12 protein-coding genes are annotated in these 20,277 nt (G+C 55.7%); 5 read left to right on the top strand and 7 right to left on the bottom strand.

The features are described from left to right. Window positions 1-5: 5 nt before the first annotated feature. Both rfbD and C2L66_RS12435 read left to right on the top strand, forming a co-directional pair. A complete protein-coding gene (gene rfbD / locus C2L66_RS12440) occupies window positions 6-905 on the top strand; it encodes a dTDP-4-dehydrorhamnose reductase (protein ID WP_060599823.1) in 900 nt (299 codons plus the stop codon). A gap of 5 nt (window positions 906-910) precedes the next feature. Then, a complete protein-coding gene (locus C2L66_RS12435) occupies window positions 911-1,804 on the top strand; it encodes a glycosyltransferase family 2 protein (RefSeq protein WP_060599825.1) in 894 nt (297 codons plus the stop codon). Between the two features lie 44 nt (window positions 1,805-1,848). On the opposite strand, the gene C2L66_RS12430 is transcribed toward C2L66_RS12435, so the two are convergent. Next, window positions 1,849-3,774 carry a glycosyltransferase family 2 protein gene (locus C2L66_RS12430; RefSeq protein ID WP_082670368.1) on the bottom strand — a complete coding sequence of 642 codons (1,926 nt, stop codon included), beginning with the start codon at window positions 3,772-3,774 and terminating at the stop codon, window positions 1,849-1,851. A gap of 492 nt (window positions 3,775-4,266) precedes the next feature. Next, window positions 4,267-5,673, bottom strand: a complete 1,407-nt coding sequence (locus C2L66_RS12425) for an ABC transporter ATP-binding protein (protein ID WP_060599827.1) — start codon at window positions 5,671-5,673, stop codon at window positions 4,267-4,269. 1,139 nt (window positions 5,674-6,812) lie between these two features. Between C2L66_RS12425 and C2L66_RS12420 the strand changes: the two genes are divergently transcribed. Further along, complete coding sequence (locus tag C2L66_RS12420) at window positions 6,813-10,358, top strand: rhamnan synthesis F family protein (RefSeq protein ID WP_060599829.1); 3,546 nt, start codon at window positions 6,813-6,815, stop codon at window positions 10,356-10,358. Window positions 10,359-10,371: 13 nt separating this feature from the next. Beyond that, window positions 10,372-11,325, top strand: coding sequence for an NAD-dependent epimerase/dehydratase family protein (locus C2L66_RS12415; protein ID WP_060599831.1), 954 nt, complete (start codon window positions 10,372-10,374; stop codon window positions 11,323-11,325). A 306-nt stretch (window positions 11,326-11,631) separates the two neighbouring features. Here the strand turns inward: C2L66_RS12415 and C2L66_RS12410 are convergent, their stop codons facing one another. Together C2L66_RS12410 and C2L66_RS12405 are read right to left on the bottom strand one after the other, a co-directional pair. Continuing rightward, complete coding sequence (locus C2L66_RS12410; protein WP_148654555.1) at window positions 11,632-12,474, bottom strand: sulfotransferase family protein; 843 nt, start codon at window positions 12,472-12,474, stop codon at window positions 11,632-11,634. Window positions 12,475-12,675: 201 nt separating this feature from the next. Next, window positions 12,676-13,500 carry an ABC transporter permease gene (locus C2L66_RS12405; RefSeq protein ID WP_060599835.1) on the bottom strand — a complete coding sequence of 275 codons (825 nt, stop codon included), beginning with the start codon at window positions 13,498-13,500 and terminating at the stop codon, window positions 12,676-12,678. Between the two features lie 1,491 nt (window positions 13,501-14,991). Between C2L66_RS12405 and C2L66_RS12400 the strand changes: the two genes are divergently transcribed. Further along, entirely contained in the window at window positions 14,992-17,343 is a 2,352-nt protein-coding gene (locus C2L66_RS12400; RefSeq protein WP_148654556.1) for a hypothetical protein, read from the top strand. Window positions 17,344-17,537: 194 nt separating this feature from the next. On the opposite strand, the gene C2L66_RS12395 is transcribed toward C2L66_RS12400, so the two are convergent. Genes C2L66_RS12395 through C2L66_RS12385 form a run of 3 tightly spaced genes read right to left on the bottom strand, consistent with a single transcriptional unit; the run spans window position 17,538 to window position 20,194 of the window. Next, window positions 17,538-17,963, bottom strand: a complete 426-nt coding sequence (locus C2L66_RS12395) for a GtrA family protein (protein ID WP_060599839.1) — start codon at window positions 17,961-17,963, stop codon at window positions 17,538-17,540. Beyond that, a complete protein-coding gene (locus tag C2L66_RS12390; protein ID WP_060599841.1) occupies window positions 17,960-19,243 on the bottom strand; it encodes an NAD(P)/FAD-dependent oxidoreductase in 1,284 nt (427 codons plus the stop codon). Before C2L66_RS12390 ends, C2L66_RS12395 begins: the two co-directional genes overlap by 4 nt. Before the next feature lie 12 nt (window positions 19,244-19,255). Beyond that, window positions 19,256-20,194 (bottom strand): NAD-dependent epimerase/dehydratase family protein, encoded by a 939-nt coding sequence (locus tag C2L66_RS12385; protein WP_060602512.1) that lies wholly within the window; start codon window positions 20,192-20,194, stop codon window positions 19,256-19,258. Window positions 20,195-20,277: the final 83 nt, after the last annotated feature.

The raw sequence follows: 20,277 nt of genomic DNA, 5'->3' as shown, positions 1-20,277 counted from the left end.
AGTCAATGGGTGCAGATCGTATCGGGCGCACAATTCTGGTAACGGGCGTGAATGGTCAGGTTGGCTTCGAGCTTGCAAGGTCGTTGCAGGGACTCGGACGCGTAGTCGCGGTCGACCGCTCCGTAGTCGACCTGTCCAACCCGGATCAGTTGCGAGCGGCGGTGCGCGAGATTCGGCCCGACCTGATTGTTAATCCGGCAGCATATACAGCTGTCGACAAGGCAGAAGCCGAATTCGACCTAGCTATGCGTATCAACGGTCAAGCCCCCGGCATACTCGCCGAAGAGGCAAAAAAGTTGGGCGCAGCGCTGATTCATTATTCAACTGACTACGTGTTCAACGGTGACAAGCTTGGCTCTTACCTTGAGGACGATGCAACCGATCCTCAGAATGCTTACGGTCGGACAAAGCTAGCAGGAGAGCAGGCGGTTGCCGCAACCGGCGTTGATCACGCGGTCTTCCGTACTAGCTGGGTCTATGGCAGCCGTGGCAAGAACTTTTTGCTGACCATGTTGCGGCTTGGGGCCGAGCGGTCCGAATTGAAAGTCGTTGCCGACCAGTTTGGCGCGCCTACGTGGGCCAATACGATTGCCACCCTTACTGCCCACGTCGTTGCGCAGGCATTCTCTGTCAGCGATCGAATGGAGTGGTGGAGTAGTCGTTCGGGAGTTTACAACCTGACAGCGGCTGATTCGACCTCTTGGTATGGTTTTGCGACGGCAATATTTGAACTGGCGGGTCTGGAGGGGCGATCGAGTGTGCTGCCGATTCCCGCGTCGGACTATCCGACCCCGGCGAAGCGGCCGTCAAATTCACGAATGTCGAACGAGAAACTGGCGCGGGTTTTCGGTTTGCAGGCGCCACACTGGAAGGATGCGCTAAGACTGTGTCTGGAGACGCGTTGACCGGCATGTCCGGAGGCATACGGACCGGCTGCGTCGTTGTCTTCTATCGACCGGATCAAGCTTGTATCGAGCGTGCAAACCGGATCGCCCTCGTTCATCATGTTGTCGTTGTTGACAATACAGAGGAGCCATCCTCGGCGCAGGCGCTTGGCTTGTCTCCGCGAATAACTTACCTGCCGAATTGCGCTAACCGCGGTATTGCTACAGCGCTCAATCAGGGAGTAAGCCGACTGATCAGCGGCGGCTTTGGTGCGGCCTTTTTGTTCGATCAGGATAGTGAGCCTTCCGAAGCATTGTTGCTTCAACTCCCCGAGTTGCTGGCCGGATATGTGGCTCGTGACGAACGAGTTGCGCTCATGGGTCCCGCTTATGATGACGCGCGGCTTGGCGGCATTGCGCCGTTCGTACGGTTTCGATATTTCAAGCTTCAACGCGTCGCGCCGATCGGTGAACAGCCGATCGAAGTTGATTTTCTGATTACATCCGGTTCGTGTGTGAACTTGCGTTACTGGTCGGATGTCGGTCCGATGGACGATGAATTGTTCATAGACTTCGTTGATCTCGAATGGTGCGCGCGCGCAAGGCACAAGGGATTTCGCGTGCTCGGTGTACCGTGGCTTACCTTGACCCACGAACTGGGTGAAAAGCCTATACGTGTGCTCGGCAGGACCTATCCGATGCACAGCGCGTTACGCCACTACTACCTCTTTCGCAATACGGTGGCGCTGATGCTGCGCGGCTATATGCCGTGCAACTGGAAGTCCACCGAACTTGTAAAGTTGCCCGGGCGGCTGTTGATTTATTCGCTCCTGCCGCCGCATGGCGGCTCACACCTCAGGATGGCATTCAAGGGTATGTGGGACGCTGTGCGGGGGCGGATGGGGCGGCTTGAACAATAATGTGTCGCCTGTAGCGGCGCGTGGTGTCGCTACCGGCTGATTGGCTACTCGAACTGGCCGATGCGAGGCGGCTCAGCCAGTGCGAACGGTGCGAGGTCCGTCTTCAATGTCAGATTGCGGTTATAGGCAGGGTCGTTTGCAATCAGATCTGGCCAGCGTGCTTCCATCCATCGAACTTCGCCAACGAATCTCTCGTATTTATCGGGGGCCATGTCGGAGCCGCGCGATGCCGATTCGTGGTGATACAGCTCCGAGTGCGGTGTCCACACGTTTCGGTAGCCGGCCTTCAGCACGCGGATGCAAAAATCGACGTCGTTGAATGCAACTGCTAGCTCTTCATTCAAGCCACCGACCTGATCGTAGACCGACTTTCGGATGACCAGGCAGGCAGCGGTGACGGCAGACAGGTTTTGTGTCGTGACAGCCCTACCGAAGTACCCGAGTTGCCACCGCCGCAGATTTGGATGCATGTGGCCTGCTACGCCGCCCAGACCAAGCAGCACGCCACCGTGCTGAAGCGTGTCGTTCGGATACCAGAGCCGGGCGCCAACCGCCCCGGCGCCGGGTTGTGCGGCGAGGCTTACCATCTCGTCGAGCCAATCTGGGGTAATGACTTCGATATCGTTGTTCAACAGGCACACATAGTCACCGTTGGCTTGCGCGACGGCACGATTATTTAATGCCGAGAAGTTGAACGGCGAATCGTCGCGCAAGACGCGCACGTTCGGCTGTGTTGCGAGACGGGAGAAATAGTCAAGCGTCTCTAGCTTTACGCTACCGTTGTCGACAACGATGATCTCATAGTTCGGATAGGTTGTTTTAACCTGCACGCTATCGATGCATTGACGCAATAGCTCAAGGCCGTCACGCGTCGGAATGATGATCGACACTCGGGGCGCTGGGCTCGGGACGGCATAACGCACGCGCAGCGGCGCAGCATCGCCAAAAGGTTGTTCGACGCTGGCCCTTATTCCGCAGCGGCTGAGATGTTCTTCGATCGCGCGCACTCGCGCAATGTGCGCATACGGTTTCTCACTACCGCTTTGTGCCGTGCTGCCCGGCATGGTGCGCCAGTGATACAAGATGTGCGGGATGTGTACAACGCTGTCATGGCCCGAGATTTCCAGGCAGCGCAACGCCAGGTCGTGATCTTGGCTGCCTTCCAAGCCCTTTCGGAACCCTCCTGCTTGCCGTACAAGTGCGGTCTCGTAGACGCCTAGATGAGAAAAGAAGTTCTGCGAAAGGATCAGTTGCGGATTCCAATCGGGTTTGAAGTAGGGGTAGGTACGCATGCCGTCCAGCGTGAGCTTGTCCTCGTCACTGTAGAACATGCGTCCATGCGGATGCATGTTGATGTAACGAGCCACCATTGCGAGCGCGTGCTCCGGCAGGATATCGTCGTGGTCGAGCAACGCAACGTACTCTCCCTGCGCCAACTCGAGCGCGCTGTTAGAAGCTTCGGATATATGTCCGTTGGTCGCCCGCACCGTGAAGCGAATGCGTGGATCGGCCCCTGCCGCTTCGGTTAGGACCCGTGCGACCTGCGGATCGGGAGAGGCGTCGTCGGCAATGCATAGCTCCCAGTAGGGGTATAGCTGGGCCGTAACTGACGCGATCATCTCGCGTAATAGCTTTTCGTCGCTGTTGTATGTTGGTACAACAATCGAAATAAGAGGCTTCCGGGGCAGGGACTCAACTAGCTTGCGGACTTCTGAGCGTTTCCCATCGTCAAACGAGTCGAAGCGATCGATCCAAGCGTGATAGCGTTCGTCAGACGGCGGGCCGTCGGCGAAGCCTGAACCGTCGCGAAGCCGGACGAGGCGCGCGCGTACGCCTCGAAGACCCTCGCGGCGTACGATCGTCCAATAGTACGCAAGAGTGCTAGCGAGCCCGCCTCGCACCTTGGCCTGCCCGCGAATCGTATGGATGGCGCGCGGCATAATGTGCGCGGCTTGAGTGGCGAGTCGCATGGGCGCCGTGATGCGCCAGGAAGTCGAAGCTTTAATTGCATCAACCTCGAGTTGCAACTGAGCCGACTTGCGCTGATGTATCGAGGCAAGTTCTGCCTGCTGCCGCGCTTCGGTGAGTTGGGCTTCAAGGGCGGCGATGCGCTTGCGAGCACTATCGAGCGCCTTTTGCTGATCTAGGCTGGATTGATCCAAATCGTCAAATCTCATCGTTTTGAAGGGAAGACGGCGGAACTCCTTACATCGACTTGCGGCGCTGCTGTCTGGCAAGTACGCCGCCGAAGGCGCCATAAGGGGCCGTCGTTTAAGCCAGTACAGTAGCTCGCCGTTGCTGTCCGACTTATAGACGTCGTTGGCAATGTAAGACTTGCTGCGACGACCGCGATATATGAGCGACCGCCACGTCGACCACGTCGTCTTCAAGAGTCAGAACTCGCATCCCAAATGTAAATTGTCCCATTGTTGTGTCGGGCGGTTCCAGTTCGGTGAGGTTGACTAGTAGAGGATCTGTTGCGTTGATCCACTGTGCGCGCCGAGACTGATATCTCGCATGGGGATCCCCATCAGGCCCGTGGACACACTGGAAGACTCCGAGCGGAATATCAACGCATCGTGGATCCAGTGAAGCTGCACGTGATTCTCTTGGGTGCCTTCCGCTACAGCCGCGTTGACCGAGTACGTGCCGGCTATGAGAATCGGCATCGTAAACGTGAAGTCGGCGACTAGTAGAGAATCCGACTGGCATTCGACAGGTACTTCTCGGTACGTAAGGTACGTATTGTCACCGAACAGTGTCTGGCCAAGCTTGTCCTTAATGAAGAAGCCAACGATCGGAGAGGAGATTGCGCGCTCGGTATGAACTGTAACGCGGAGTGTTACTGTTTCGCCTCCCACAATCCACGTGAGTCGGTGTCCCGTTTCGTCGAGAAATTCGACGCCCATGATATGGGCACTGCCCTTACCGAACGACGGGGCATCGGGGTCAAACTTGAAAAGCTCGATGTCGTTTCTCAGATTGCTTTGATTGATGAAAGCAAGCCGCTGATCCTTCAGCGGCGGAGAAGCTTGTGCGTTCTCGCGTGCACGTAGCCTCGTAGTAGTGCTCTTGCCTTGTTGCGCTTCATAGAACGCTTCGAGATAGCGATTGCAGACTTCTTTTGGATCGCCGCTTTCAAGGATAACGCCCTTCTCAAGCCATATTGCGCGTGTGCACAGGCTACGCACAGAGCTTGTGTCGTGGCTAACAAACAGCACCGTCCCTTGTTCCTTGAACTTACGCAGGAAACGCATGCACTTTTGCGTGAAAAAGGCATCGCCAACGGCAAGCGCTTCGTCAATGATGAGCACATCTGCGTCCACGTGAGCAATGACGGCAAACGCGAGGCGCACGAACATGCCGCTAGAATAAGTTTTGACCGGCTGATCGATGAAGTCACCGATATCGGCAAATGCGACGATCTCGTCGAACCGTTGTGCGATTTGGTCACGAGTAAGTCCGTGCAACTGACCATTTAGGAAAACGTTTTCTCGACCCGTGAATTCGGGATTGAATCCGGACCCTAGTTCAAGCAGCGCGGCAACTCGCCCGCGTGTCGCAACTTCTCCTTGGGTCGGCGCCAGCGTGCCACACACAATTTGAAGGAGGGTGCTTTTACCAGATCCATTGCGCCCAATAATGCCGATAGTTTCGCCGCGATGGACCTCGAAGCTAACATCCTGTAACGCCCAGAACGTGCGAGCGCAGGCACTTGCACGCCGCCTCAGTTCGGCTTTCGCAAAGGAGATAGGAACGACACGTGAGGCTAGTGATAGTAGCCCTTGCTTCAGACGGTCCTGCGGACGCTCATAGGAGCGAAAGCCTTTTTTGACGCTGGATACGCGGACGACAACTTCAGACGACATAGGCAAGCCTCTTCTGTGTTTTCTGGAGTCGCACGAATCCACGCCATGTAATCAGATAGCGAACGCTCTGCTGGATGCCCCAGCCTTGCCAGCTAGAGAGTTTTGCCCACATGAGCGCGTTGACATGGGCAAGTATTGGGTTCCAATAAGTGAGCCGCTGAAAGCGAATGGGCGACGGGGGTGCAGGCAAGAAAATGGATGAAGGAAGCATGAGGGCTGTAATTGAAATTCCGATGGCCAAGCTAGTGCTCCGGATGAAGGCCCCAGTGCGGCCAGCCACCCATCGGTCCCCGAGGATGAAAAGGCACGACGGGGTCGGAACAAAATGGGTGAGCAGCGCAGATGCGCTATTGCCTATCTGCACTTTCCCGTCGTTGCTTTTCTTGGGCACACAGAGCACGGTAACATTATCGCACAGGGCCACGCGGGTTCTCACGCGTTTCCCCGACCGATCATGTGGTAGGCGGATTGGGTCCTCCCCCACAGTGCGCGCCGGTAAGCGACATGAGTCGCGATATTTGCACGCGATAGTCCGCTGCGGCCAAGCCACTCGGAGCCCGCATATTCCGTTCGAAGTTCGATTCCGGCCCCGCGACCGCGCGCCGGGTGACGTGCGCATCGCTCTTCGAGGCACTTTGCGGGGCTGCCTTCAATATTTTCTTCAAGGCGCAGGAAAGAAATTGCATCGTCAGATGACCGTTCGGTAAAACATTTCCGTATTTGTCTGTAGTTAGTTAAGCGTTTATACGGTGCCACGCGTACCGCAGATAGCGATCGCGATTCCGGGATTCGTGTGCGTCGCCAATAGGCGTGCCGCGATGATCGGCTGGTCGGAATGGTGCTCGAGGCAGGCGGTCTGACTGCAGGCCTTCATATATGAGACTCGTAAGTCCCACGTGCGTCCGAAACTGGTACCATTCTTTATTTTCGCCCGAGGGCGGTTGGGCTAGGTTCACTCCAAAAAAGGAACGCTGGGCCGTGCGCGGCGCGCGAATGAAAATTTTACCGGTCAAGCTCCGACGCGGCATGCCTTCGCGGACCCAGTCAGACAGCCGCTTTCAGTCGCGTGGCATCAAGCCACCAGTGCGTACTTGCGGTACGCGGGCAAGCCTGGTTACTTAAATTCAATACATTTTCAGATGCAAAATCAGCTTCCAGCCACAGGCGAGCGGTTCTTGCCCGAAGACATGGTCGGCGAGATCGAGTTTGAACACTACCACCGTTATCACGCTGTGTCAGAGTTGGTGGCGGGACTCGACGTCTTAGACATCGCTTCCGGCGAAGGTTACGGATCGGCTTTGATGGCCCGTGTTGCGAAAACCGTGACGGGTGTCGATATTTCGGCTGATGCAGTTGCCTTCGCTCGGAGGAAGTACTCTGGCGACCGGCCAAACCTCGCCTACTTGCATGGCAACTGTGCCGCCATTCCGTTAGGCGATGGTTCGGTTGACGCTGTCGTAAGCTTCGAGACGATCGAGCACCATTACCAGCATGAAGAAATGATGGCGGAGATCAAGCGCGTGCTTCGGCCGAATGGAATGCTGGTTATCTCCTCCCCTGACAAGCACGAGTATTCGGATGTCCCCGGGTACAGCAATCCGTACCACGTCAAAGAGCTGTATAAGGATGAGTTCGAGTCTCTACTGCTGCGCTCGTTCAAACATTGTAGGTTGTATGGACAGCGTGTGTACCGTGGTTCCACCATTTTCCCGCTTTCGGCAAGCGCCGCGGACACCGGAAATATCCGCAACTATCTGCTAGATGGTTCGAACACAGAGGTCGCGGCGGGAGCGATCGAGCCGCTCTACTTCGTGGCAGTGGCATCCGATATCGAGTTGCTGCCGAATTATCCAACGGGAGTCTTCACAAGTCGAAGTGAAGAAGGACGAATCGCACAACTCAGTAAAACGATTCACGAGCAGAGCGAACAACTCAACGCACTGCACGGGCATATTCACTACATGAATCAGCAGCAAGAGGCCAGGGAGGTTGAACTGAAAGCCAGGGAGGTTGAACTGGATTCTCTTCGTTTGGAGCTTGCGCAGGAGCGGGCCCAGAACGAGGCCTCAAACAAGGCACTTGCTGAGGCAAACGCGGTGAGGGCCGCGATGCTTCGATCGACCTCTTGGCGCGTCACGTCGCCGTTGCGCATGGGAAAGGTCCTATCGTCTTCGCTCGCTGCCCGCGTGCGGTTGAAGAGTGTCGCTTCAGAAAGCTTGCACGGAGCGATGGACGGACCCGCGCTGAGCTCGTCGCCCACAAGCGATACGCGCGATTCGGCAATACAACGGATGGCCCGGGTCGCTCGCAGACTTGGCAATGCTGGTAGACCTTTGGAGTTTGATGCCGCTTATTACTTGAAGTGTAATCCCGACGTCGCAGCCGCGGGAGTGGATCCCTATGAGCACTATCAGTCGAGCGGTCGACGCGAAGGGCGTTCGGCTGTACCGCCGAAATTGATTGTTAAGGAATATACAGGCTCGCTGATGCAAGATAGGCCGACTGTGCTGGTAGTTAGCCATGATGCATCGCGCACGGGTGCTCCGATTCTCGCCTGGAATATTTGCAAGGAGCTTCGGCTCCGAAGATTCAACGTGGTTGCGGTTCTATTAGGCCCGGGTGGCATCGCTAGTTTTTTTAACGGCGACGCGTGCGACGTGCTGATCGGACCATACCAATTAGACGCGCGAAATCCGATTGCGATGGGTGTACTCGTTCCACAAATCTGCGAGCGCTACCATATCGATTTCGCGCTAGTCAATAGCATCGAATCGCGATCTGTCCTGCAGGCGCTTGCCGAGAACTTCGTGCCATCGGTTTTGATGGTTCATGAGTTCTCCGCTTACACGCGGCCGAACGACGCGTTCGGATCGGCGCTGCGGTGGGCCGGCCGGGTTGTATTTCCCGCGAAGCTTGTGCGGGATAACGCAATAACCAGCGAAACGAAGGCAGCCATTGCACTGAGCGAGGTTGTGCCACAAGGGAAGTCGGCTATTCCGGTGGTTGCTGGCGGCAACAGTGATGTCAGCGAGTCCCATCTGAAATTCATGCGCGCCGTCGGCTTGGACGAGCGGGAGCGACGTCCGTTTCTTGTCTTGGGAGCCGGGACCGTGCACTACCGCAAGGGCGTTGACTTATTTATCGCGACCGCGGCAGAGCTAAAGCGTCTAGACCCCGCGGCGGATATCGTGATGGCATGGGTCGGGCACGGTTACAAGCCGGAGACGGACCTGCAATATTCGACCTACATTTACGAGCAGATCGAACGGGCAGAATTAGGCAATCGCTTCGCGATGGTGGGCGAGCTTGAAGATATGGAGCCTGTGTATGCGCTATCGGACCTATTCCTGTTGTCATCGCGGCTTGATCCGTTGCCGAACGTCGCAATCGATTCGATGCTGCACGGCAAACCCACGCTGTGCTTTGATCGGGCCACGGGTATAGCTGAGTTGCTGCAGAGCGACGAAACGACCGCGCAGTGTGTCGTGCCGTTCCTTGACGTCGGGGCGGCGGCTCGCAGAATTCTCGATCTGTATCATTCTCCCGACCAACTGGTCGCGTTGTCGAATATGGCCCGTCGCTTTGCCGAGCAACGCTTCGATAGAGGGGCATACGTGGCGAGATTGATCGAGTTCGGTGAAGAGTTGTCGGATGCCACGCGGCAGGAACAAAAAGACTGCGATTTCCTAGCAGGGACCGATGATTTCGCGCAAGACTATTTTGCTGCTCCAGAGTGGGCACCGCAAACCCGTGACGAATCAATCCGTCAATTCGTCAGGTCTTGGCGCAGCGGCATGGCGACGCGTAAGCCGGCACCGGGTTTTAATCTTTCGCTGTACGCTCAGCAGCACGATATCGGCGTTGAGAATCCGTTTGCACACTTCATCCGAGCGGGTCGACCGACGGGTGCGTGGATGCAAAGGTTGATAAACGTGGGGGCGCCGATAGTCGGCGCGGGTCCGGCGCCGAAGTGTGCCTTGCATATCCATGCTTTCTACCCTGAGCTAGTGCACGACATTCTCGCGCGGCTTGGCAAGAATAAGCTTGAGTGCGACATCTTCGTAAGCGTTCGGTCGGAGAGTGACGCCGACGCAGTGCGTGCAACCGTGACGGCCATCAACAAAGGACGAATCGAGATCGAAGTAGTGCAAAATCGTGGGCGCGATATTGGACCGTTCTTCACACAATTTGCGTCACGCTTCGAGCAATATGATGTTGTCGGTCACGTTCACACGAAGAAGAGCGTAGATCTACGGAATCCCGAGTTTGTGGAAAACTGGGTTCGATTCTTGCTCGAAAATCTCATTGGGGGAGTCCATGCGTCTGCAGACGCTATACTGAGCCGCTTTAGAACGGAAGCCGATCTCGGGATCGTTTATGCTGACGACCCTCATCTTCAAGGATGGTCGGAGAACAAACCCTTTGCGGCACCGCTTGCGCAGCGCATGGGGCTAGAGCAGCTCCCCGACGGCGACTTCAGCTTCCCTGTGGGCACAATGTTTTGGGCGCGACCACGGGCGCTTAAACTGATGTTCGGGCTCGGGCTCGATTGGACCGATTACCCTGAGGAACCATTGCCGTACGATGGGTCGATATTGCACGCAATCGAGCGATTGCTACCGCTGGTTGTGCAAGCCCAAGGCTTTTCTTCTGCCGTAACCTTTGTGCCGGGCCTCACACGGTAGTCTATTGGACACTATGTTAGTAGAAAAGGCATCGCTTTCTGGTACCACCATTGCAGTGTTGGGTGGTGGGGGGTTTATTGGCACCCACCTTGTAAATGGGCTTCTCGACCGGGGAGCGCAAGTGCGCGTGTATGAGCGAGAGCCGGTTGCACAGTATCGAGCGGGAGCGGTCGTGCCGGTGACTGGCAACTTCGTTGACGGCAGTGGACTGGATGCTGCATTGGCCGGTGCAGATGTTGTATATCATCTAATCAGCACGACGGTGCCCGGTACATCTAACATCGATCCAGTGGGAGACGTCCAGAGCAATCTCGTCGGTACGATTCGTCTCGTTCAAAAGATGAAGAAGCATCAGGTGAAGCGCATCGTATACCTGTCCTCAGGAGGGACGGTATACGGTGATCCCAGTCGCTTGCCGGTCTCTGAAGATCACCCGCTCGATCCGTTATGTTCGTACGGGATAGTTAAGGTTGCGGTCGAGAAGTACCTGAACATGTATTCGGTCTTGGAGGGTTTGACCGCTACCGTTCTGCGCGTTTCGAATCCGTACGGTGGTATGGCGCGGAGGACAAATGATTTGCAAGGCGTGATTCCAATATTCCTTCGTAAGATGGTGGCTGGCAAGAGCATTGAAATCTGGGGCGATGGTTCGACTGTCCGAGATTACATCTACATTGATGATCTGATCGATGCCATGGTTTGCGCTCTCGAGGCGCAGGGCTCGGCTGTTTATAACATTGGCAGCGGTGTCGGACACTCGCTCAATGAGGTATTGGCGATTCTGTCGGAGGTGACCGGCATCGAACCCCGTGTGGGCTATTCGGTGCCCCGTGGGTTTGACGTGACCCGCATTGTATTGGATGTAAGTAGAGCCCGAGAAGCGCTGGGTTGGCAGCCCAGAACGACGCTCTATGAGGGCTGCAATCGTTATTGGGGCATGCTGCGAATGCAAATGGCCGGTGCCTGATTGGACCGGTTGACGTCGCCCAGGTCGGCTTCTTGTATCGGTATGCGGTGTAGGCTACCCGTGATCCATCATATTTGCCTACTCGGCGCTTTCGGGTAAGCACTGTGCGCAATCTGTTGTGCCGCAAGCCGAGCGCGCCCAGTCCATATGCGCGCGTCGATTTTCGGGATAACGACCGTCCGTGATTGGAAGAGAGTGGCTCCAGGCTTAGAGGAGTGGTCCTCTCTCCGTGTTCTACATGGTCCCCACACAGGGGATTGCGGAACGTCCCCGTTCATGGAGATTCACGCTTCGTCAAAAGTAGAATTACTGTGAATGGCGTTCATGCGAGCGGCAATCGCCGTTCTGCAACTTCTTACATCGTTCCAGAAATCCGGCAAGTCTTCGATTGAAATCGGGCACAAGGCTAATTCGGCGCTCCAGTTCTGCATTAGCGAAGCGCCATAGATGCTCATCGCGGGCGTGAAGCCTTCCTAGCCACTTGTAGACATGCTCCCCAAGCAACACCTCCAGATCGTTCTCTCCCGGAAGGGAATCGCTGACATTCTGGCGGACGTATGTCATGTCGAGTCCTGACGGAAGATATACGGGTGAATTGAAGTATTCGAGCACAACCATCGCCTCGTCGTATCGTTCCACAGGAGCGCAAAGGGAGAATGCCGCGTATCGTGCACACGCCTTTTCCAAGTCACTGTCGCTCACGGCGTGCCCGTAAAATCCGTCGTTCGCGATGATGTTAACCTGCGGACTGTCGACCATATGCGGGTATTGTTCAATAAGCTGCTTGACAAACGACCGAAGATCAAGCTTCCGGGCCAGGAGCGCGAGGTCGCTAGACGGCTCCGATCCACGGAAATATTTATACATGGAAATCAGACGCGGAAATGGAGCACGGATCATTGCAAAATTAAATGCGCGGTACCCACGATTCCCAAGAAAGGGTTCAAATGACAGGCCATGAAAATTATGGCTGCTGACTGCTTGAATGCCGGGGTGGCTATCAAGGAATCTGACTAAGGCGCTTGCGTGAACAGGATTTCCTTCATCCTCCAAGTGCGAGAATCCGGCGCCGAACTGTGCCGCCAGGGATGAATCAAGCGTCGAGCCCGCGTTTTTGAATATATGATGATGAAGGATTATGTGGCGCATGGTATTTACTCACGAGGCGGAAGTATAGAGCGCGGATGGACGCCTAAATGGCATCCTATAGACGCGCTGGCAATCGATCGTTCTTGGCACTCGCGGGCGGGGCCCGTCAATTAGTATCGTCCTTCTTTCTGTGCCCAATACACTGCCAAACAGGCACTGCAAGAGACGAACGGGACGCAAGTTATAGAACCCGACACGAGGTCAGACGACGTCGGCAAACCCTCTGCGAGTCTTCTGGAACCAGGCGAACCCTATACACGCAAAGAGAGCACACGAAACGGTATAAATGGCCCAGTGCCGCCAGTCAAACATTTGGCCCCAAATCAAAAGGTTTCGACCCTGTTCGATCGGAAAGGTCATCGGATTCAGATAAACCAATTGCTGGAATCGCGGAGGCAGCGACGTGATGGAGAAGAAAACGGGGCTAAGAAACATTAAGGCGGTGATGAGGATGCCAATCGTTTGTCCGATGTCGCGAAGAAATACACCAGTGGCTGCTAGAAACCAGCAGGCGCCGAGTATAAACAGGCACAACGGTGCGACTATAAACGGAATCAATATGGCGGTCCACGGAACGGAGCCGCGTACTATCCACTCGGCAACGAGCAGGATGACGAGGCTCACGCTACTGTGAAACAGAGCGGACAGCAGCGTGACGCAGGGCAGTATCTCCAGCGGGAAGATAATCTTCTTGACGAAATTCGCGTTCGAAAGAATGAGCGATGGCGCGCGGCTGACGCACTCTGAGAAGAGATTGAACACGATCATACCGGCAAACAGCACTACAGCGAACTCGGCTTTCGATGCCTCGACGCCGCTGTTTTGCCAACGCGATTTGAAAACCGCGCTAAACACAAATGTGTAAACGCTCAACATCAACAATGGCGTTAACAACGACCAAAAAATGCCGAGGACTGATCCCTTGTATCGTCCGATTGCGTCCCGCTTGGCAAGGTCGATTAGCAAACGACGGTTCCTAATCAACGAGATGACAAGGCCGGTCGGCGTGGCGCTATGACTTTGCATAATGCTCTTCAGAAAACGTTAGATGATGGGCGACATCGTGAATGGACTACCACTGGTTATGTCAGCTTTCGTATGGAGCTACGCAGCTCCCTGTGTCTAGATCGCTGCTCGTGTAAACCACAATACAAATTGAACGTCTATGTGTTTGAGGTGGGTCGGAATTGCATGTGAGTTACGACTCGTGAGAAGCTTAAAAGATATGTATCGCTGGCGCTCTGCGGGTTAGCGTAAAAAGGGCCGTCCTAATGGAACTTTCGTGCGGCGTAGATAACTTCGTCCTGAATTGCAGTTTTCTGACGGTTGTCTGGTCAGGCGAATCCGGTGTCACAAGGGCGTATCGAGTGTTACCGATAAGACATACACACGTTTCACGCGAACATTTGTATTATACCGAAGAGGGAGGGCTACAAGATGGCTGCCCGGGAGACGTAGTCACAAGGATGTATGTGACGGGTGGGTGGCACGGACTGACCTTGCCCCTGTTCCACGAATCCCATAGCCGAGGGATTTGTGCGGCCGCACCTTGCTGAGCGGCGAGCCAATGCTCCTCGACCTCGAACGCATCACGGTCTGGCAGCGCGCTCCCCGTGGTTCCTGACACGCTACTTATCCAGTCAGCATTCGTGCCACTGGACCACATGTGTGACCGGCGACGGTTCGCGTCCTGCCCATGAAGCGATGTGGGCAGGGGTGAAACTTCAACCCTCAGATGCGGTTTAACAGGTTCGTGTAGCCGTCCCATGCTCAGCCTGGAGGGCTGATGTTGGTGTAACCGCTTTGCCGCAAGCCCTGTTTTCCACAGGCTACGTCACTTGCGAGTGTCGGCAAGTCACCGTCGCTTCGGCTCACTTCCTCTCGCAGCAGAGGAAGTGCATGCTCCGGTTCTACAGCGTCAACTCCTCCGGGTACTGCATTCCACACATGCTCAACCAGTTTCACCCCCATACGGGCGGGCTACGCTGGCTGGGCGTACTATAGCTCCTATCGAGCGCCAGATCCGGTTGCCGCGATCGATCTTCCGATTACGTAGTAGGTCCGGCCGGATCCTGTGGGCCGCATGTTCGTGGCTGGTGTTTGGCCTGCGATACAACGCCCCGATGCCCATGCGCCTCGTCAGCGCACTGAAGTGCTTGCTTCCGAATGAGAAGCCTTCGCGCCTGCTCATGCGTGCGTGCATCCGGGTATCAGAAAATGGATGCCTTCGGACACGGTACGAGGGCCAAGCGCGTCTCCAACTCGGAAGCATTGACGCTGTCCGAGGCGAAGCGCGCTAGCCGAACTGGCTCAGGAGTTCGATGTTCGCACGAGGCGCGATCGTCGCGATTGATGCGATGGGCAGCCAGCCGGCATGCGCTCACCCGACACGTTCACGATCAGGGCGGTGACTATCTGCTGGGGCCGAGGGCCAATCAGGGCGCGTTGCTTCTACTGACGCGTGGGCTCCGCGGTATGGCATACTGTGCGCCCCCAAGCGCAACTTTTAGCTACGAGATGACGAAAGAAGTCGCCGCCGACGTTACTGAGACTCAACGTACGCGAGCGTTCGCCAGAAGTCTGGCGACGGTGTTATTTGTTATCGGATGGCTATTCCTGATGCCGCTATTGCCGGAGATGCCCACAACAGGGCTGGATCCGTCATGGCGATTTGCTCTGAATGTCGCGGTATCACATGGGTTAGTCTTCGGCCGCGACGTGTTATTTACGTTTGGCCCGCTTGGGTCCATTTACACCCAACTTTATAGCCCAGAAACCGATCATCTTATGATGGCGGGAAGTGCCGTATATGGTGCTGGGTTCTGCGGAATGCTTGTTGTGGCCGCCCCTCCTCGCAGGCGGTTCGTCGCTATTGCGATTCCGGTTCTTATTGCGCTGAGTCCGGTCCGAGACCCGCTTTTTATCGTCGCACCTCTCCTGCTGTTTTTTAATATGGGGCGAGCGTGCTTGCCGGGATATTCCTATCTCTATCTAAAGCCGACCCACAGCAATGTTTGTGTTCTTGCCTTGGGAACCATAGCCGTCGGGATGATACCAATCATAAAGGCAAGCTTCATCGGGGTTGTCCTGCCGATAACGGGAGCGACTTTTGTGGTCCTCGCTCGCAAGAATATTCGAGCAGCCGTAGGATTCGCCTTTCTCCTGATCGCTTCGACCTGCTGCTGGTGGGTAATATCTGGTCAATCGATCGTCTATCTTTCGCAGTTTTTCAGTGCGCTATCGCCTATCATCTCCGGCTATACGGAGGCGATGTCGCTGAGTGATTCGCCGTATGGCCCGCTCCTGTTCGCGGTCGCGTCAGCTATCATCTGCATCTCGCTGTTCTACTGCACGCGGAAGACGGACATCGTTTTCGGGGTCGGCGTCTCCATATGTGCGGCGTGGACGCTGTTTGTTGCGCTCAAGGCCGGTTTTGTCCGCCATGATGGTCACGTATTTATTTCGGCTGGAGCCCTCCTGTTCGTTGCCTACCTGGTAGTGTGCACATCCGATGCGTTGAAGGCCTTGGTTATTTTGGGTATGGCAGTCCTCACCTCCGCTACGATCGTAGGATCCGTAGTTCAAGTTGGCATCTATTTCCCTCTGCAAGTTATCCAGAAGGCGGTTTCGCAGACCGTTGACGGCCTAGGTCTACGGTTTGAACGTCCCGCAGACCTCAAGCGCAACTATGCCGCAGCGGTCAAGGCAATCCGCGACTCCGAGCCGCTTCCGCAGGTCTCAGGAACCGTCGACATATATCCATATGAAATGGCGGCGATTTTTGCGAACAATCTCGACTGGTCAGGAAGGCCGATATTTCAAAGCTACTCAGCGTATACACCGGATCTCCTGAAGAAGAACAACGATCATCTGATGGGCCGCGACGCCCCGGATAATGTGTTCTTCTCGCTGAATGCGATTGATCATCGCATGGCCGCTTTCGATGATTCGAGCAGCATACTGACACTCTTGGCACGATATAAAATTGTCGGCTACCAGCCTCCTTATTTGCAGATGGAAAAGGCTTCTGCAGCCAACGGTACGCGCTTGGTTGATGCGAAGTCGAGAGTTGAAACTATCGAATGGAATCGCGAAATTGCTATCGACGGACATGCGCCGCTATGGATAAGCATTGATGCCAATCGGACGATGTTAGGCCGCGTCGCGGAAACGCTGTTCAAGCTTCCTCAGATTGAGATTGATCTAACGCTTGACGATGGCACAGTAGTCCATCATCGATACATTCCAGAAATTGGGCGCTCTGGCTTCATTATGTCGCCTTATATGACGACGGGGCAAGATTTGCTTGACCTGGCTGCGGGTATACCGGCGACCGCGACAGTCAAGTCGTTCAAACTCGTTACCCGATTCTCTGCCTTCTGGAGTCGGACGATGAAGGTCCGGCTGACTCCAATTGAGATCGTGATTCAGCCTAGCGCCAGAGATATTGCACTCACCAAGCCTTCGAAAGCTCCCGATGCGCTGTTAAATATAGGTACCTCCGCGCCGACGCAATGCGCCATGGATATCGTCAATGGCGGACCCTATAGCTCGCACATATCGAATAAAGACAGGAAAGCCATCCTTAGTATTCAAGGATGGTCTCTCCCAGCGAACTCGTTTGACGCGCGTGATTTCGACACGTGGGTAGTGGTTACCTCGAAGTCAGGCGCCAAGCATTTCTTTAAGGCGTTGCATCTTGCCAGACCCGATGTTGCCAGCGCCTTTAAACGACCAGATGCGCTCAGTAGCGGGTTCTCAATCGTGCTCGACTCGGCGCCATTCGGCGATCTCGAAGATATCAGGATCGCCGCGGTGTCCAAGGATGCGGCGTATTTGTGCTCCACCGGCATTAACTATGGTCGATAATAGATTTCGTCCATTCCTAATTTCTCTGATTGGGCTTGATGTTCTGAGAATACTATGGCGCTCGATTCATCGACTCGCCGACTATTCGGCTTTGCGAAAGCGATCATTCCGGGGGCGGCGCCACGCATGAATTCCGGGCGCCACCTCTGCTTCAAGAGGGACCGCCGTTCCAGGCGAGTCAACACAAAATCTGACTAGTGCTTAAAGCTAAATTTTTTATGTCCGATGTAACTGGTAAAAACTGGAATTGCGACCCCAAATAGGTGCGCAATGTCTCTGACATGCCACGTTAATCCCACCCGCGGAAACACATAATACGCAAGCCCGACACTTACCACCCACGTCTGCAGCACAGCCACCAAATTGACCAATGTAAAGAAAAAAACCGACCGCGCAGTCGACTGCGTACTCTTGGTGAACACAAACAACTTCGCCAGAACAAACGCCGTAATCATCCCGGTGATATACGCAACCACAATGGCCGCAGAGTAGGGCATCCAGATGTTGTACACGATCCGGCTACCCCAGTTGACGGCGGCCGCGAAGCCGCCCGTCAGCAGGAACATCAGGAAGTCCTTCGAAATGAAGGTTTGCTTCACGACGGAATGGGCCCGCGTCATATCATCCTCGCCATCTTGCGAGACAATCCGATACTCTCGGAAATGCCGCGGTCTTCAGGGTAGTAATAGGATGTATCCGCAACGAGCAGACCTTGCACCGGCAGCTGGATCGGCGGCAGGCGATCGAGATAGCCCGGCTCGCAAATCGGTTGAGCGAAGCGATACCGGCTCGCGCGCACGTCGATGAAGTCGTCTGCTTTCAGATCCGGATTGATCTTCATCAGATAGCGCCTCACCTTGTCGATGAACGCCGAATCCGGTTCAGCGTATTTCGGATGCTCGCCGGGAATGTAGAACGGCACATAGACGACGTGATGATCCAGCGGCCGAAGGTTCGTATACTCGACGATCCCGGGAATATCCATCTCCGGATCGTTCGTGTTCAGCCAGAAGTTCTCTGTCACAGCCTTCTTGAGCTTGGCGATCACGCACACCACAGCGACGTTCTTGACGCTTCGGAAGGCATCGAGAATGTTCGCCGGCAGATCAGGCATCACGCGGGGCACGTAAGGCAGGGGAATCGTGCTGATTACCTTGTCGAAGGGCAGTACTTCGCCTCCCGCTTCGATGCCGGTGACCTTGCCGCCGTCGATCACGACCTTTTGCGCCGGCGTTCCAAGACGGAATTCTCCGCCGTTGGCTTCGATGTATCGGCGCATGCCTTCGAGCAGCGTATCCGAGCCGCCCTCCAGATAGCCTAGCTTCTCGTGAAAGAGGTTGTAGCGCGAACGCCCGATTCGGCGGATGCGACTCCAGATCCATGCGGCCGACAAGTTGTACGCGTAGTCATAGAACTTGTAGTCGAACAGACGGCGCCACAGCACTTCCCACGCTTCTTCGCCGATCCAGCGGCGAATCCATCCCGTTGCCTCGACGTGATCGAGTGGCTTCCAGTCATTGCGTTTGGTCGACAGGAACGCATGCAAGCCGTAGCGGAATTTAGCCTGCAGGCTAAGACCCTTGAATTTCAGCAAGGCCATCGGGTTGCCCCAAGGCTGCACGCGTCCTTGGTAAAAGTATCCCATCTTGGTTTCGCGCCACTGCATCTTCTCTTCGATGCCGAGCTCGCGCAGCACTTCGAAGAACGCGTGGTCCGAAATCGCGTGAAAGTGGTAATACCGTTCGATCGACAGTCCGCCGAAATCGAAGCACGCAGCCATGCCGCCGACGCGGTCGTCGGCTTCGAAGATGATTGGCTTGCGCCCGTCCTTCACGAGTTGATAGGCAGCGCCAAGCCCCATCGGCCCTGCGCCAAGTACTGCAATGCGTTCTCCGCTCATAATCGTTGTCCGTCAGAATTCGAGTGCGATGTGGCTGTACGTCGGATCGTTGAAGGTCTCGTCCATCGCTTTCGCGAAGGGCGTCGCACGAACCTTGAAAATGCCTTCCCAATCGATGACTTCAAATTCGTCGCCGGCCGTCAGCGCCTTGAGCTGATCCGCCGTAAAGGGCGGATTCTTGCTGAAGAGCGCGTAGACCTTCAGCAATACGTAGAAGAGGCCGTATGGGATGCGCACGATCGCACAGCGCGCGCGCGTGGCCCGCTTGATCTGGCGGATGATATCGATGTAGTCGACCCGTTCGAGTCCCGTGATATTGAAGGCCTCGCCTTTGAGTCGCGAATCGATGCAACTGATGATGACATTGCAGAAGTCGCCGACGTAAAGCGGTTGGCGCATGTATTTGCCGCTGCCGGGAATGGGGAACACGGGCACGCGGTGCATGAAGCGTGAAAGCCAGCCGAGATGTTTGCGATCGAACCAGCCGAACATCAGCGTCGGCCGCAGCACGACGCATTCGATGCCTGACGCGACGACGATTTCCTCCTGCTCGCGTTTCGTCTCCGTGTACCAGTCATCGCCCACCGAGTTCACGACGGAGGAACTGATGTGCACCGTGTACGGAATGTTGCAGCGCTTGATGACGTCGAGAATGTGACGCGTCGAATCGATATTGTTGCGCACGAACGGGTCGCGCGTCGGCGCGCCGATCTGGGCTTGCAGCATGACGACAACGTCGGCGCCTTCGAAATGTTCAGCCCAGTCGCCGGGCTCGGCAAGGTCAGCGAAGATAGCGGTTACGTCCGGGTGGACCGAGCGCAGGACTTCGAGATTGGCTCTGTGCTTGTCGAGCACGACGAGATTCGTGTACCCGCGCGCTTTCAGTCGCGCGACGAGGTTCTGGCCGACGAGGCCGGCGCCGCCTGGAAGAATGATGCGGGTCTGGTTCATGCGCATGACTCAATAAGAAACTGCAGGTTCGTGCCGATAGGCAAACGTCAATGATACAAACATTCGGCGGCGGGGCCGCGCGA

The organism is Paraburkholderia caribensis (assembly GCF_002902945.1).
GTDB classification, from domain to species: Bacteria; Pseudomonadota; Gammaproteobacteria; order Burkholderiales; family Burkholderiaceae; genus Paraburkholderia; species Paraburkholderia caribensis.
The sequence above is the reverse complement of the archived record's forward strand: the minus strand, read 5'-3'. Positions and strand labels throughout refer to the sequence as shown.